General features: G+C 59.6%; 16 protein-coding genes. 12 read left to right on the forward strand and 4 right to left on the reverse strand.

Translation table 11 applies throughout. The features are described from left to right. Window positions 1-38: 38 nt before the first annotated feature. From rpmF to B8784_RS02910, 12 genes are all read left to right on the forward strand, one after another. Window positions 39-224 (forward strand): 50S ribosomal protein L32, encoded by a 186-nt coding sequence (gene rpmF / locus B8784_RS02855; protein ID WP_084396110.1) that lies wholly within the window; start codon window positions 39-41, stop codon window positions 222-224. 109 nt (window positions 225-333) lie between these two features. Then, entirely contained in the window at window positions 334-1608 is a 1275-nt protein-coding gene (gene eno / locus B8784_RS02860; protein ID WP_084396111.1) for a phosphopyruvate hydratase, read from the forward strand. A gap of 65 nt (window positions 1609-1673) precedes the next feature. Then, the gene (locus B8784_RS02865; protein WP_084396112.1) at window positions 1674-1973 is read left to right on the forward strand and encodes an FtsB family cell division protein; all 300 of its coding nucleotides are present in this window, start codon (window positions 1674-1676) and stop codon (window positions 1971-1973) included. A gap of 70 nt (window positions 1974-2043) precedes the next feature. Next, window positions 2044-3063 (forward strand): pyruvate dehydrogenase (acetyl-transferring) E1 component subunit alpha, encoded by a 1020-nt coding sequence (gene pdhA / locus B8784_RS02870; protein WP_084396113.1) that lies wholly within the window; start codon window positions 2044-2046, stop codon window positions 3061-3063. After that, a complete protein-coding gene (locus B8784_RS02875) occupies window positions 3063-4478 on the forward strand; it encodes a pyruvate dehydrogenase complex E1 component subunit beta (RefSeq protein ID WP_084396114.1) in 1416 nt (471 codons plus the stop codon). Before pdhA ends, B8784_RS02875 begins: the two co-directional genes overlap by 1 nt. After that, window positions 4471-4794 (forward strand): DUF5076 domain-containing protein, encoded by a 324-nt coding sequence (locus tag B8784_RS02880; protein ID WP_158085550.1) that lies wholly within the window; start codon window positions 4471-4473, stop codon window positions 4792-4794. Before B8784_RS02875 ends, B8784_RS02880 begins: the two co-directional genes overlap by 8 nt. Next, the gene (locus B8784_RS02885; RefSeq protein ID WP_084396116.1) at window positions 4794-6191 is read left to right on the forward strand and encodes a pyruvate dehydrogenase complex dihydrolipoamide acetyltransferase; all 1398 of its coding nucleotides are present in this window, start codon (window positions 4794-4796) and stop codon (window positions 6189-6191) included. The genes B8784_RS02880 and B8784_RS02885 overlap by 1 nt, the downstream gene beginning before the upstream one ends. A 15-nt stretch (window positions 6192-6206) precedes the next feature. Beyond that, window positions 6207-7616, forward strand: coding sequence for a dihydrolipoyl dehydrogenase (gene lpdA / locus B8784_RS02890; RefSeq protein WP_084396117.1), 1410 nt, complete (start codon window positions 6207-6209; stop codon window positions 7614-7616). Between the two features lie 48 nt (window positions 7617-7664). Next, window positions 7665-8378 (forward strand): ligase-associated DNA damage response endonuclease PdeM, encoded by a 714-nt coding sequence (pdeM, locus tag B8784_RS02895; RefSeq protein ID WP_084396118.1) that lies wholly within the window; start codon window positions 7665-7667, stop codon window positions 8376-8378. Between the two features lie 69 nt (window positions 8379-8447). Further along, window positions 8448-9284 (forward strand): mechanosensitive ion channel family protein, encoded by an 837-nt coding sequence (locus B8784_RS02900; protein ID WP_084396119.1) that lies wholly within the window; start codon window positions 8448-8450, stop codon window positions 9282-9284. 38 nt (window positions 9285-9322) lie between these two features. Beyond that, window positions 9323-9691 carry a hypothetical protein gene (locus tag B8784_RS02905; protein WP_084396120.1) on the forward strand — a complete coding sequence of 123 codons (369 nt, stop codon included), beginning with the start codon at window positions 9323-9325 and terminating at the stop codon, window positions 9689-9691. Between the two features lie 43 nt (window positions 9692-9734). Continuing rightward, a complete protein-coding gene (locus tag B8784_RS02910) occupies window positions 9735-10637 on the forward strand; it encodes an SDR family oxidoreductase (protein ID WP_084396121.1) in 903 nt (300 codons plus the stop codon). A gap of 9 nt (window positions 10638-10646) precedes the next feature. Here the strand turns inward: B8784_RS02910 and B8784_RS02915 are convergent, their stop codons facing one another. The 4 genes from B8784_RS02915 to B8784_RS02930 all read right to left on the reverse strand — a co-directional run bounded on the left by B8784_RS02915 (window position 10647) and on the right by B8784_RS02930 (window position 15433). After that, window positions 10647-11630 (reverse strand): alpha-L-glutamate ligase-like protein, encoded by a 984-nt coding sequence (locus tag B8784_RS02915; RefSeq protein WP_084396122.1) that lies wholly within the window; start codon window positions 11628-11630, stop codon window positions 10647-10649. Between the two features lie 6 nt (window positions 11631-11636). After that, window positions 11637-13205: a UUP1 family membrane protein gene (locus tag B8784_RS02920; RefSeq protein WP_084396123.1), complete on the reverse strand. Its 1569-nt coding sequence runs from the start codon at window positions 13203-13205 to the stop codon at window positions 11637-11639. Window positions 13206-13246: 41 nt separating this feature from the next. Beyond that, window positions 13247-13774 carry an ATP-dependent zinc protease family protein gene (locus tag B8784_RS02925; RefSeq protein ID WP_084396124.1) on the reverse strand — a complete coding sequence of 176 codons (528 nt, stop codon included), beginning with the start codon at window positions 13772-13774 and terminating at the stop codon, window positions 13247-13249. A gap of 87 nt (window positions 13775-13861) precedes the next feature. Then, window positions 13862-15433, reverse strand: coding sequence for an AMP-binding protein (locus B8784_RS02930; protein WP_084396125.1), 1572 nt, complete (start codon window positions 15431-15433; stop codon window positions 13862-13864). Window positions 15434-15468 lie beyond the last annotated feature (35 nt).

Below are 15468 nucleotides of genomic sequence, written 5' to 3' on the forward strand. Positions count from 1 at the left end.
GTGCGGGTGCTTTGCCCGCCAGAAATTGGAATGAGACCATGGCAGTCCCGAAGAGAAAAACGACGCCGTCGAAGCGCAACATGCGCCGCGCGCACGACCGCCTGAAAGGCAACACCTACATCGAAGATTCCGAATCCGGTGAGCTGCGCCGTCCGCACCATATCGATCTCAAGACCGGTATGTATCGCGGTCGCCAGGTGCTTGAGCCGAAGGAAGACTTCTAAATCAGGCCTCCAGGCCTTGCGCCTCAGGGCGACACGAATTACCGACTTATGCGCCTCCGGATGACGTTCCGGAGGCGCTTTCACATCCGCTGAAGAACAGGACACCGACATGAGCGAGATCGTCGATATTTACGCCCGCCAGATACTGGATAGCCGCGGAAACCCGACCGTTGAAGTCGATGTAACTCTCGAAAATGGTGCGACTGGCCGTGCGGCTGTGCCTTCCGGTGCCTCGACCGGTGCCTATGAGGCCCACGAACTGCGCGATGGCGATGATGCTTATGGCGGCAAGGGGGTCGCGAAGGCGGTCGATGCGGTCAATGGCGAAATCAATGATGAGCTGGTCGGCATCGACGCGACCGAGCAGCGTCTCATCGATGGCCTGATGATCGAGCTGGATGGCACCGAGAACAAGAAACGCCTGGGCGCGAACGCGCTGCTGGGGGTTTCCATGGCTGTCGCCAAGGCGGCGGCTGAAAGCTGCGGCCTGCCGCTTTATCGCTATGTCGGCGGGACGAATGCCCGGATCCTGCCCACGCCCATGATGAACATCATCAATGGCGGTGCACATGCCGACAATCCCATCGATATCCAGGAATTCATGATCATGCCGGTCGCGGCGGAGAGCATTTCCGAAGGCGTGCAGGTCGGGGCCGAGGTCTTCCACGCGCTCAAGAAGCTGCTGCATTCGGAAGGCCATAATACGGCCGTAGGCGACGAGGGCGGCTTCGCGCCGAATCTCTCCTCCACCGATGAGGCGATTGGTTTCATCATGAAGGCCATCGAAAAGGCCGGCTATGAGCCGGGTGAAGAAGTGGCTCTCGCGCTCGATGCGGCTTCGACCGAGTTCTATAAAGACGGCAAGTACCTGCTTGCCGGCGAGAACAAGACTCTCGATGCCGAAGGCATGTCGAAATACCTCGAAGACCTCGTCAATCGCTATCCGATCATCTCGATCGAGGACGGCATGGATGAGGATGACTGGGATGGCTGGCGCATCCTGACCGAAACGATCGGCGACAAGTGCCAGCTGGTGGGGGATGACCTGTTCGTGACCAATCCGGAACGGCTGGCCTTGGGGCTTGAGCGCGGTGCGGCGAACTCCATCCTGATCAAGGTCAACCAGATCGGCACGCTTTCGGAGACGCTGGATGCGGTCGAGCTGGCGCAGCGCCACGCCTACACGGCTGTTATGTCTCACCGGTCGGGCGAGACTGAAGATGCCACCATTGCCGACCTCGCCGTCGCTGTGAATTGCGGGCAGATCAAGACCGGGTCTCTTTCCCGTTCTGACCGGCTGGCCAAGTACAATCAGCTGATCCGTATCGAGGAAGAGCTTGGTGCGGCAGCGCTGTATGCAGGCAGGTCCCTGATCAATGCCTGAGGCATTAAGTATTTTTTAACCAGGATCGATTCTTCTGCTGATTCGTTTTCAGCAGGTGATCGAGAATGGCTCCGAAATACGCCGCGGCAGCAATGTGCGCGTTGACTGCATACTTTGCCTACCACGCATTTGCGGGCGAGCAGGGGCTTGGTCACTGGAGCGATATGCAGGCGACACTCGAGACCAAAGAGGCCGAGCTGTCCGAAATTCGCGATGCCAACGACCAGCTCCGCGCCGACATTGCCCGCCTCACTCCGGGTACGGTCGATCCGGACCTTGTGGAGGCGCTTGCTCGTGACGATCTCGGATTCGCATATCCCGATGAAATCATTCTCATGTCTGAGCAGGGGCAACCTGCATTTTGACATAGGTGCTAAAACTAGACGAACCCCCGTCTCAGGATACATAAGAGGGGACTCCAGATGAGGAGACTCCATGGCTAAGGCGCCGACCAAGAGCAAAAGCTCGAAATCAAATTCAAAAATGAAGCGTGACGAAGCGCTCAAATTCTATCGTGACATGTTGTTGATCCGCCGGTTCGAAGAACGGGCAGGTCAGTTGTACGGCATGGGCAAGATTGCTGGCTTCTGTCACCTCTATATCGGACAGGAAGCTGTCGTGACCGGTATGCAGGCCTGTCTGAAGGATGGCGACCAGATCGTCACCGGCTATCGCGATCACGGCCACATGCTGGCCTGTGACATGGACCCGAAAGGGGTCATGGCTGAGCTGACCGGCCGCGCGGATGGCTATTCCAAGGGCAAGGGCGGCTCCATGCACATGTTCTCGAAAGAGAAGAACTTCTATGGCGGCCACGGTATCGTCGGCGCCCAGGTTCCGATCGGGACGGGCCTCGGCTTTTCCAACCGGTACAAGGAAACAGACAATGTCTGCGTGACCTTCTTTGGCGACGGCGCTGCCAACCAGGGTCAGATCTATGAGTCCTTTAACATGGCATCCCTCTGGGACCTTCCGGTTGTCTATGTCATCGAGAATAACCAGTACGCCATGGGTACCAGCGTGGCGCGCGCCTCAGCCGAGACCGAGCTCTACAAGCGGGGGATATCCTTCGAGATCGAGGGTGAAGAGGTCGACGGCATGGACGTTTATGCCGTGAAAGAGGCTGGCGAAAAGGCCATCAAATATGCCCGCTCGGGCAAGGGGCCCTACATCCTGGAAATGAAGACCTATCGCTATCGCGGTCACTCCATGTCCGATCCGGCCAAGTACCGCAAGCGTGAAGAGGTTGACGATATCCGTACCCATCATGACCCGATTGACGGTCTCAAAGCCCGTATCATCGAGGCTGACCTGACGAGCGAGGATGATCTGAAAGACCTCGACAAGGAAATCAAAGCGCTGGTGAAGGAGGCTGCAGACTTCTCCCTCGACAGCCCCGAACCCGATCCGTCCGAGCTGTGGACCGATGTGCTGCGTGAAGTGGAGTCTGCCTGATGTCCATTGATGTCCTGATGCCGGCCCTTTCGCCCACCATGGAGGAAGGCACACTTTCCAAATGGCTGAAGAAGGAAGGCGATACGATTTCGTCCGGCGACGTCATTGCCGAAATTGAGACCGACAAGGCGACCATGGAGGTCGAGGCGGTCGATGAAGGCACGCTCGCCAAGATCATCGTGCCCGAAGGCACCGAAGGGGTGAAGGTGAACTCTGTCATCGCCCGGCTTGCCGAGGAAGGCGAAGATGTCTCTGACGTCGATGATGCGCCTGCACCGGCCGAGGGCGGAAGCGCTTCTGGCGATGCCGAGGATGCTGATGAGTCCGAATCTGAAACTGCAGCGGACACAGATGCCGGCGACGATGCGGAGGAAGCGCCGCCCGAGCCGGAAGTGTCCACGCTGAAAGATCCGCGCGTTCCGGAAGGGACGAGCTTCGTCGACACGAGCCTCCGCGATGCGCTGCGCGATGCGATGGCAGAAGAGATGCGGCGCGACGAAACCGTGTTCGTCATGGGCGAAGAGGTCGCAGAATATCAGGGTGCGTACAAAGTTACCCGGGAGCTCCTGCAGGAGTTCGGGCCGAAGCGTGTCGTAGACACTCCGATCACGGAGCATGGTTTTGCCGGGCTTGGTGTCGGTGCGGCATTCGGTGGTTTGCGCCCGGTCGTCGAGTTCATGACGTTCAATTTCGCCATGCAGGCGATTGACCAGATCATCAATTCTGCCGCCAAGACGCTTTACATGTCAGGCGGCCAGATGGGCTGCCCGATCGTGTTCCGTGGCCCGAATGGCGCCGCCGCACGGGTGGGCGCCCAGCACAGTCAGGATTATTCGTCCTGGTACGCTCATGTCCCGGGGCTCAAGGTAGTCGCGCCCTATGATGCGGCCGATGCGAAAGGCCTTCTGAAAGCAGCGATCCGCGATCCGAACCCGGTCATTTTCCTGGAGCATGAGCTGCTTTATGGGGAAAGCTTCCCTGTGCCGGATCTTGAGGACTACGTCCTACCGATCGGCAAGGCGCGAGTGCGCCGGCCGGGCAATGATGTCACCCTTGTGGCCCATTCGCGCATGGTCGGATTCGCGCTTCAGGCGGCTGAAAAGCTTGCCGAAGACGGGATCGATGCGGAGGTTGTCGACCTGCGTTCGCTGCGCCCGCTCGATACCGATACGGTCGTGGAGAGCGTGAAGAAAACCAACCGGATCGTGACCTGTGAAGAGGGTTGGCGCTTCATGGGCGTTGGCGCCGAGATCTGTGCCACCGTCATGCATGAAGCCTTCGATTACCTCGATGCCCCGCCTACGCGGGTCTACCAGAAGGATGTGCCGCTGCCTTACGCAGCCAATCTCGAGGCGCTGTCCCTGCCGGGTACGGCCGATATCATCGAGGCGGCAAAGAAGGTCTGTTATGTCTGATCAGCACAAAGCGCTCTCGAAACCTGGCAGCATCCCGGAGGATGCCCAGGCTCAGGAATATGTCCGTTTCTGGATTGCGAACAATGCCGACCATGCAAGCGTCCTGGTCGGGGCGGCCGGGGATGCGAAGAAGGAGCCCGCCATGTGGGGCTTCATCCTGGCCGATATTGCCAAACAGGTCACGAAGGTCATGCGGGAGCAGGACCCTGACGGCCCTGAGGCCCAGGCTATTCTGGAACAGATCATGGGCGGCATGATCGAACGACTCAAACATGCGCCCCATCTGGCGGGCACAACGGCGAAGGTGGATGACTGATGGCGATCAATATCACGATGCCTGCTTTGTCGCCGACCATGGAGGAAGGCACACTCGCCAAGTGGCTGGTCAAGCCGGGCGACACGATTTCTTCAGGTGACGTCATTGCCGAGATCGAGACAGACAAGGCGACGATGGAAGTCGAAGCCGTCGATGAGGGCACGATTGCAAAGATCCTCATCGATGAGGGCACCGAAGGCGTGAAGGTCAATTCCGTCATCGCGCTTCTGGCCGAAGAGGGCGAAGATCCTGACGCGGTCGAAGCGCCTGAGGATGCCGGGCCTGCTGTCGGAGAAGACAAGCCAAAGGCAGAAGACAACAAGCCTTCAGAGAAGGAAGCCGAGGCGCCCAGGGAAGACAAGGGCACGTCGAAAGCCACCCCCGAAGGCACGACCGCGCAAAAGCCGAAAGAGGCTCAGGGCAAGGACGTCTCGAAGGAGCTCGGTTCGAGCCCGATGGAACTCGCGGATGTTGGCGACGGCAAGGACCGGATAAAGGCCAGCCCGCTGGCCCGGCGTCTTGCCAAGCTGCGGGGCATTGATCTCTCGTCGCTGAAAGGCTCTGGCCCGAAGGGGCGTATCGTCAAGAAAGACGTTGAAGGGGCCCAGCCTGGACAAGCCGGTGCGCAGGCGGGGGCAGCGGCACCTGCCGCGGCGCCGGATGGCCTCATCCTGCCGCAAGTGCTGGATGACCGCGTCTATGCGCCGGACACTTATGAGCTCAAGCCGCTCGACGGTATGCGCAAGACCGTCGCCAAACGTCTGACGCAAAGCTTCATGCAGGTCCCGCACTTCCCGCTCAATGTCGACATCAAGCTCGACAAGCTGCTGGCGGCACGCAAGGGGATCAATGAAGCCGCACCGGAAGGTGTGAAGATCTCGGTCAACGACATGCTGATCAAGGCGTCGGCACAGGCGCTTATGGCCGAGCCGGAGTGTAATGCGAGCTTCACCGACAAGGGCATTGCCTATCACAAGTCGGCGCACATCTCCGTGGCTGTCGCCATCGATGGCGGGCTGATCACACCGGTCATCTTCGATGCGCAGACCAAGGGGCTTGCGACCATTGCCGATGAGATGAAGGACCTTGCGACCCGCGCCCGCGAGCGCAAGCTGAAGCCGCAGGAATATTCCGGCGGCACCTTCTCCATCTCCAATCTCGGCATGTTCGGCATCAAGTCCTTCGGCTCGATCATCAACCAGCCGGAAGGCATGATCCTGTCGGTTGGCGCCGGTGAGAAACGGCCCGTCGTCAATGAGAAGGACGAGATCGTACCGGCCACCGTGATGACCGTGACGCTGTCCTGTGACCACCGGGTCATCGGAGGCGCGGAGGGCGCCCGCTGGCTGGCCGCCTTCAAGCGCTATGTCGAAAGCCCCGAAAGCATGCTGCTTTGATATCTGGAGGCCAAAATGGCTGATTATGACCTGATCGTTATTGGCTCAGGACCCGGCGGCTATGTGGCCGCCATCCGTGCCTCGCAGCTCGGCATGAAAGTCGGGATCGTGGAGCGCGAAAGCCTGGGTGGCATATGCCTGAACTGGGGCTGCATCCCGACCAAGGCGCTCCTGCGCTCGGCCGAGGTGCTGCACCTGGCCAAGAATGCGAAGGATTTCGGTCTCAAGATCGACAAGACGGATTTTGATCTTCAGGCCGTCGTCAAGCGCTCCCGGGATGTAGCCAAACAGCTCTCCTCCGGGGTGAGCGGTCTCATGAAGAAGAACAAGATCGACGTGATCATGGGCGAAGCGAGCCTGAAGAAGGGCAAGCCGGCGCCCGTCGTCAGCGTCAAGGACAAGGACGGCAAGACAAAAGACTATCAGGCCAAGCATGTCATGCTGGCGACCGGGGCTCGGGCCCGTGCGATCCCGCAGGCCGGCCTGGAACCGGATGGCGAGCTGATCTGGACGTATCGCGAAGCAATGGTGCCGAAGAGTGTGCCGAAAAAGCTGCTGGTCATCGGATCTGGCGCCATCGGGATCGAGTTTGCCAGCTTCTATAACGAGCTTGGCAGTGACGTGACGGTGGTCGAAGCGGTTGATCGAATCCTGCCGGTTGAAGACGAGGAAATCTCGACGGCGGCTCGCAAGCAGTTTGAAAAGCAGGGCCTCAAATTCCACACGGGCGCGCAGGTGAAGTCGCTCAAGAAGGGCAAGGACAAGGTGACGGCTGAAGTCACGGTCGGCGGCAAGTCCGAGACCATCGAGGCCGACCGTGTGATCCTCGCGATCGGGATCGTCGGCAATGTCGAGAATCTCGGCCTGGAAGAGCTCGGCGCCAAGGTCGAGAAGACGCATGTTGTCGTCGATGGCTTCGGCCGCACGGGCGTGCCCGGTCTCTACGCGATTGGCGATCTGACAGGACCGCCTTGGCTGGCACACAAGGCGAGCCATGAAGGCGTGATCTGTGTGGAAGGGATTGCCGGGGCGAATGAGGCCCATCCTTTCGATGCGTCGAATGTGCCGGGCTGCACCTATTCGCACCCTCAGGTGGCCAGCGTTGGCCTGACAGAGGCGCAGGCGAAAGAGGCCGGTCACAAGGTAAAGGTCGGGAAATTCCCCTTTATCGGCAACGGCAAGGCCATCGCGCTGGGCGCGGCCGAGGGTATGGTGAAGACTGTTTTCGATGCCGAGACGGGCGAACTGCTTGGCGCGCACATGGTCGGCGCCGAGGTGACCGAGCTTATCCAGGGCTATGTCATCGCCCGTCAGGGCGAGCTGACCGAAGCCGAACTCATGGATACGATTTTTCCGCATCCGACGCTTTCGGAAATGATGCACGAATCCGTCCTGGCGGCTTACGGGCGGGTGTTGCACATCTAGCGCCAGAGCGTGCTTGACCGGCGTTGCGGCGCCGGTCAGATTTCGCCCATGTCACTCGCCCTCAAAGCCGGATCGCCGGACACGTTTCTCTGTGTCGCGGGAGAGATGTTTCTGCCCACCGGGCAGGGCGCACTCTGGTGGGAGCGGGAGCGTACGCTTGTCGTCTCCGATCTGCACCTGGAAAAGGGCTCGTCCTATGCCCGGCGCGGGCAGTTGCTTCCGCCTTATGACACCGGTGCCACGCTCAGTCTTGTCGAGCAGCTCGTGCGGCAGTTCCAGCCTGACCGGGTTATTTCGCTTGGCGACAGCTTTCATGACCGCCGGTCCGAAGCGCGGCTGAGTCCTGATGATAGAAGCCGTATCCGGACTTTGACGGCGGCCACGCAGTGGCACTGGGTGGAAGGCAATCACGATCCGGATCCACCGGCGGACCTGGGCGGGCAGGGCGCGAAAGTCTTGCATCTGGGCGCATGCGTGTTTCGTCACGAGCCCACAGGTGAGGTCGGGGAGATTGCGGGCCACCTGCACCCGGTCGCGAAGATTGCCGGGCGGGGGCGCGCCCTTCGGCGAAAGGCTTTCATCACGGACGGATCCAGCCTTGTCATGCCCTCACTCGGGACGTTCACGGGCGGACTCAATGTCCTTCACCAGGCCATGGACGAGATTTTCCATCAGGGGGCCATGGTCTTCGCAGCCAATGGAACTAGTGTCTCTCTCATTGAACGCCGCGCGCTCAGGCCAGACAAATATATCAACGCCTGAGATGCCGACCGGCGCTTAAAACGGGATTTTGATGCGCGAGTTCGCATCGTAACAAGGAAAACGAATATCATGGAAAATATGCAGGATCTCGACTTGAACGCGATCTGGGCGGAATACTGGCCGTTCATCCTGAGCGGCGCGATGAAAGTCATTGGCGCACTGCTTGTTCTTATCATCGGGCTTCGGATTGCCGGCTGGCTGTCCGGTCTGGTCAAGAAGCGCACGCTTAACCGGCCGGGCGTCGATCAGACGCTTGCCGGGTTCTTTGCTTCGCTGGTGCGCTGGTTCGTCACTGCGGCCGTTATCATTGCGACGCTGCAGGTGTTCGGGGTGCAGGCGACGAGCTTTGTGGCAGTTCTCGGTGCTCTGACCTTGGCCATCGGCCTGTCGCTTCAGGGGGCGCTCGGTAACATCGCATCGGGCGTCATGATCATGCTGTTCCGCCCTTACAAGATGGGGGATTTCGTCGAGATTTCCGGTGTCTCGGGCACGGTGAACGACATCAACCTTTTCCAGACGATCCTGTCGACCGTCGACAATGTGAAGATCATCATTCCGAATACGGAAGCCATTGATGGCGTGATCAAGAACTATTCCGGCTATGACACGCGTCGTTGCGACATCACCTTCGGCATCGATTACGATGACGACATCGACAAGGCGATCGGCATTATCCGCTCGCTGGCCGAGAGCGACGAGCGCGTTCTCAAGGAGCCGGAACCCTTTGTGAAGCTTATCAATCTCGGAGACAGTTCGGTCGATATCCAGGCGCGGCTCTGGTGCAATGCGGCCGACCTCTGGAACTTGAAATTCTACATGACCAAAGCGGTCAAGGAAGAGTTCGACAAGCAGGGTATCTCCATTCCCTTCCCGCACCGCACGCTTGTGCAGAAGGAAGCGCACTAGCGATGACGATGGTGGGCTCTTCCAACGGAGCTTGAGGCATGTCCGGCATGACGTCTCCTGAAGAGCCCATCGTTACGCCTGTCGGCGATAAACCAAGACGGCCGCGGAAGCCCGCCAGGGCCGAAAAGCGACCGGTGCTGGTCCGGCTGTTCGGGATCACCGTTTGGGGCGGTGTCAAACTTGCCGTGACCTGCATTCTTGTCGGTTTTTTTCTCCTGGCGCTGGAGTTCGATCCTGTCGCGGATGATGTCGACGTGTTTGCCGCCTTGAGCGAGCTCGTCAGAAATCTCGCCGGCGCAGCGGTATGGGCCGTGAAAAATTTCTGGCAGCCGCTTCTGGCAGGCGGCAGCATCGTGCTGCCGCTGTGGGTCCTGTGGCGGCTTGCCAGCCTGCCATTCCGTAAATAGCTCTCAATGATAACGACAGAACAGATAGTTGAGGAAACACCAGATGAATACTGAAAAGCTCATGTACAAACCAGGCCTGATGGCGGGCGAAAGAATCCTCGTGACTGGCGGCGGGACCGGGCTCGGCAAGGAGATGGCCGAAGGGTTCCTGATGCTTGGCGCGGAGGTTCATATCTGCGGCCGGCGCGGTGGAGTTTGCGAAGAGACCGCGGTTGAGCTCATGGAGAAGCATGGCGGCAAGGTGGTTCCCCATGCCTGCGATATACGTGTGGCAGACGCCATCACCGACATGAATGATGAGATCTGGTCGAAGCACGGCCCGCTTACCGGCCTGATCAACAATGCGGCCGGGAACTTCATTTCCCGCACAGAGGACCTCTCCATCCGTGGCTTCGATGCCATTTCCAACATCGTCTTCCGCGGCACCTTCTATATGACGCACGACATCGGCAAGCGCTGGATCGAGGCCGGTGACAGGGGCAGCGTATGTTCGATCCTCACGACGTGGGTCTGGAATGGCGGGCCTTTCGTTGTGCCGTCCGCCATGTCGAAGGCCGCGGTGAACACGATGACGCAATCGCTTGCGGTTGAATGGGCGCGGTATGGGCTGCGTTTCAATGCCATTGCGCCGGGGCCGTTTCCAACCGAGGGCATGTCGAAGCGCCTCGCGCCGGATTCCGAAGGGGCGAAGCGGATGGATTCGGGACAGACCAATCCGATGGGACGCGTGGGCGAGATGCACGAACTGGTCAATCTCGCCGTTTTCCTGATGGCGTCTGGCGCGGAATATGTGAATGGCCAGACAATCGCGATCGATGGCGCCATGTATAACGCGTCGGGTGGCAATTTCTCGATGCTCACCGAGTGGGGCGATGCAGAGTGGAAAGCGGCGCGCGAAGCGATCGAGGCGACCAATGCGAGCGACAAGTCGAAGCGGACCGTATAGGTCCGCCGGCTAGGCTAGCGCACCCGGGCCGACAAAGGGCTCAAGCGATTCCCCGCGCCAGTTTGCCTTGGCAATGGCAATCCGCTCATGAACATCCTCGGGGACGTCGGGCAGGTTGTGAATGGGCTCGAGCAGGGGCCACAGGCCACGCAGGTTAGCCGTCTGGATCGCAATGCCGGGGCGCGCATTGAGTTCCAGCAGGGTTGGCCCCTTGTGCTCGCAGATAACGATATCGACCCCGACATAGCCGAGACCGACATGGTGGCCGAGGCGTGAGGAGAGTTCGAGGATCTCAGGCCAGCCCGGGACCTGGAAGTCACGGACAGGCGTCTCGTAATCGGGGTGTATGTCGACAGCGTCATTGTGCTGAACGCCCCGTGTCGTGAGGCCGGTCACAAGATCGATGCCGGCGCCGACGCCCCCCTTATGGAGGTTGGCCTTGCCGTCCGACTCGGCTGTCGGCAGGCGCAGCATGGCCATGATAGGGACGCCGCGGAACACGATGACCCGGACATCCGGCACCCCGCCAAAGGCGAGCTTCGAGAAAGCCGAGTGCGGGACAAGCCGCTCCTCGATCATCACCTGGTCCGACCCATCACCCATGGAGAACATGCCCGACAGCATATTGTTGAGGTGATATTTGACGTCGCCCCAGGGCATGATCTGTCCGTTCATGCGCCGCAGGCCGCTCTTTGCGACCCCGTTGAAGACCATGATCCCGCCGCCACCGGAGCCGCGGGAAGGTTTCACCACAAAGGATTTGTGCTTTTTGGCAAGCTCTTCGATGAGGTGCGCTTCGCCCGAATAGCGGATGACGCCGAAGAGCTCCGGGACGGTGACACCTGCATCGACTGCCATTTCCTTGGTGATGATCTTGTCGTCAACCAGGGGATAAAGGCGCCGTGGATTATAGCTGGCAATGAAATCGAGGTTCCGGCTGTTGATGCCGAGGACACCTGCCTTTGCCAAACCGGTGAAGGGACCAAACTTCATCGTCTTCTAAGCCTTGTTTCCTTCTGCAAGCACACGGAAGCGGAAGAACTCCGTCAGCTTGTAGCCTGTGTAACGGCCCAGCATGAGCACAATTGCGAGGACAATAAGGAGAAGTTCGGGGAAAACGATGACGACATGCTCGATATATTCGTTCGTCAGGATGAAGTAGCCGGGCACGGCGCCCGCGAGCGAGCCGGCGGCTTTCTTTAGCGCTTCCTTCGCCCCGTCTTCCTCCCATGTCAGAGACATGCGCTCGATGGTCATGGTGATGATGACCAGCGGGAAGAGGGAGATGGAAAGACCTGTCTGGATACCGGTGGCTTCCCCGGCCAGCGCAATGAACATCATCAGGAAGGTCACGATGATCAGCACGGCGGCCAGACGTGGCACAAGTAGCAGTTGAAGCTGATTGAAGTAACTTCGCAGGAAGAGGCCGACGGAGACAATCCCCACAAAGAGAGCCATGCCGGTGACCAGCGAGGTTTCCCTGAAAGCGAGCGCGATCAGGATCGGCATGAAAGTCCCGAAGGCCGGCATGCCTATGATCTGCTTCAACAGGACGATTACAAGCGCGCCCAGCGGGATCAGCAGGAGCACGCGGAAGACGAGCTGAAGGTCGATTGGCAGGCTGAGCAGTGAGGTCGCATTGACCCAGGGCGCAAACTCCTTGCCGCGTTCCATGGCGCGCAGAAGCTGGCTCTCGAAGTTCCGGGCGACCGACCAGGAAACGTCCAGGCTGCGGAAACCGTCACCATCCACAATCGGCGCGCGATCGTAGACAATGGGCAAGGCTCGGGCGACATCCAGCGGTTCGGCAGAACGGGGACTGGCGCTGACCCATTCATCTTTGAGCCAGTATTCCACCCAGCTTTCCAGAGGTGCCTGCCGGGTGTCGGTATCGAGCAGGATCCCCTGAACCAGCCGGGCAGGGGTGCCGGCGGCGTTCAGGAGGAAGACGAGCCGGTCGGCAACATTGGTGATCTCGGGTGGGCCGCCTTCGATGATGGTCGTTATCCGGTCATCATCCTCGTCGGCGCTGATCCTGGCCAGCTGGGTGATGAAACTTCGCTCGCCCGCGGATTTCTCCAGGGCTTCGGTGAGGACCGAATCAAGGGCGACCAGAAGGGGCGTCGCATTCTCCTGAATGGCACGTCGCCGTTCGGAGCGTCGATAGTCGGAGACAGCTTCGGGCTCGGGTTTGCCTTCTTCCTGCCCGAGGCGACGGTCGACGGAGATCAGCTTGGCCCGGTAAAACAGGACGGCGCTGCCATCCTGGGCGCGGCGCTCGAAGATGGCGCGGCGCCCGCTCTCGTCGGTCGTGGTCTCGATCCCGAAGCCGGAGGCGATGAAGGATTCGTCGACAACCGAGAACTGTCCCTCCGATTCCGGCAGGGCAAGGCGCAAGGTGACGGGATCGCCGCGGCCTCGGAATGAGACTTTCGATTCGATCGTCCACGTGTCGGAATCGAGGTCCGGGATCACCGGGAAACCCAGTTGAGTGACCTTATAGAAGAAGATTCCGAGCGCAGATGCGATCAGAACGCAGACAATAATCAACAACTGTGTGCGCTTCACTGACCGTCTCCACCCACTTTATTATACGAAGCCCGCGACTATCAGGAGTCGCACTTAGCGTCTTTTGTGTAAATATCGCTAGCGTCGACAATAATGTTGGCCTTCTTCAACATGTTTCTACCGATGAGCGTTTCATAGTTGAAGTGCGACCGGTCAGCGAGAGTCACCTCGTCCTCGATCAGGAGTCCGCCAAGGCAGAGTTCCAGGTCGACAACAGGACGATAGATTACACCGCCTCTCTTTTTCTTGATCGCAGCCCAGCGGACCACATCGGTCTCGATCGTACGCTCGTCGCCTTTTTCATTGATGATCTTGAAGACGATTTCCCGGTCGGCGTCTTCATCATCAAACTTCTTGCGATCCGGCTTCGAGAGGATCTCTGCGTGGATGGACGAAGTGGTCGCGCCGGTGTCCAGTTTCGCGTCGAGCTTGATGTCGAGATCGGCAACGCGCACGAATTCCAACCAGCCAAGCATGTGCTTGTCGTCGCTGCCTTCGTCGGAGTCGGCAATGGCGGGAGCGGCACACAGGAGTGCGGCGCCAGCGGCGGCAAAAAGCTGTTTCATCATGGAATCGATTCCTTGTCCTCTTCCTAGCGGCGCACCTTCAACACGCAAATTGTGATGAAGCGATGGCAAAGCATGTGTGTCGTGCAGTTATGCGTTTGCCAGCTGCTGGACCAGTTTGTTCACCGCGCCATAGTCTATCTTCCCCGTGCCCAGTACCGGGATCTCATCGACATGATAGACTTTTCTCGGAATGGAAAGTTCCGAAACGCCATGCGATTGGGACCAGGCAAGGATGGCACTGCGGTCAGCCTTTTCCGCTGTTGTCAGAAGGATGACCTGCTCGCCCTTGCGCGGGTCGGGGATGGCGGCCGCGGCATGCATGTCATCCGGCCAGATCGCGCTGGCGCAGTTCTCGACAACAGACAGGGAGACCATTTCGCCACCGATCTTGGCGAATCGTTTGACGCGCCCGCGGATCCACAGACAGTCATCTTCATCGACGGCGACGATGTCGCCTGTATCGTGCCAGCCATTGTCTGTGGGCTCGATGACGCCGGGATTATCCGTGCGGATATAGCCCATCATGACATTCGGGCCCCGGACCCGTAGGCGGCCCCCGTCCTCGATGCCCTCAACCGGAACGAGCTCATATTCCATGTCCGCCATGAGGTGGCCGACCGTGCCGGGTTTGTTCATCTCGACGCTATTGGCGGCGACCACAGGAGAGGCTTCGGTTACGCCATAGCCTTCGACGATCTCGATATCGAACTTCCGGCGCACGAGCTGGCGGGTCTCGTCGCGCACACGCTCAGCGCCGCACACGGCAAGACGGATCGTGTCCATATCCCCTTCATCGCCGGCACGCGTGTATTGTGAGATGAACGTATCTGTCGCGAGCAGGATGGTGGAGCGCGTTTCACGGATGCGTTTCGCGATCTCGCGTGGCTGCAATGGCGTGGGATGAAAGACGGCCTTCACCCCGGCGACCATCGGCAGCAGTGCACCGACGGTCAGGCCGAAGCAGTGGAATGTGGGGAGCGGATTGAAAACCGCATCTTCCTGAGGGTTCAGGCCGATATGAGCCCTGACCTGTTCGATGTTGGCGACGATGTTCTGATGGCTGAGCGCGACACCTTTGGGTTCGCCTTCAGTACCCGATGTAAAAAGGATGACGCCCTGCTTGCGGTAGTCGGGTGAGGCGTGGAAGAGGCGCGGAAAGATGGGGCCGAGGGCGCCGGCGAGCTTGTCCGACAAGCCAAGCTTCTCCCTGACGTCTTCGAGATAGACCATGTCCGCCTGGTCGCCGAGCTCATCCATGAGTGGCTGCAGGTTGCCAAGCTCCACAAAGCGGTGCGCGGTCAGGACTTTCGATATGCTGGCTGCGCGCATGGCGGCCTTCAGATTCGCAGCGCCGGCGGTGAAGTTCAGCATAGCGGGCGTTCGCCCGGCAGCGAGCACGCTCAGAAAGGCAATGACGGCGCCGGCACCGGTCGGAAGCATGATGCCCACGACCTCATTGCGCTTCGTCATGCTCTTGAGCTTGGACCCAAGTGCAAAGGAGGCCCGTATGATCTCCTTGTAGGTGAACTCTCTCTCATCCCCATCAACAATCGCCACCTTGGAGCCGCCAAATTCCTTTTCGGCTCTCAGGATAGCGGAGAAAATGTCGATGTGAGTGCGTTTGGGTTGGTAGGTCAGGGGTGCGGGAATTGTAGACATGCCGGTCTTTATCTTTCGTTCTGATCGGTCAAGTT

The sequence above is a fragment of the Henriciella aquimarina genome (genome assembly GCF_002088975.1).
Taxonomy (GTDB): domain Bacteria; phylum Pseudomonadota; class Alphaproteobacteria; order Caulobacterales; family Hyphomonadaceae; genus Henriciella; species Henriciella aquimarina.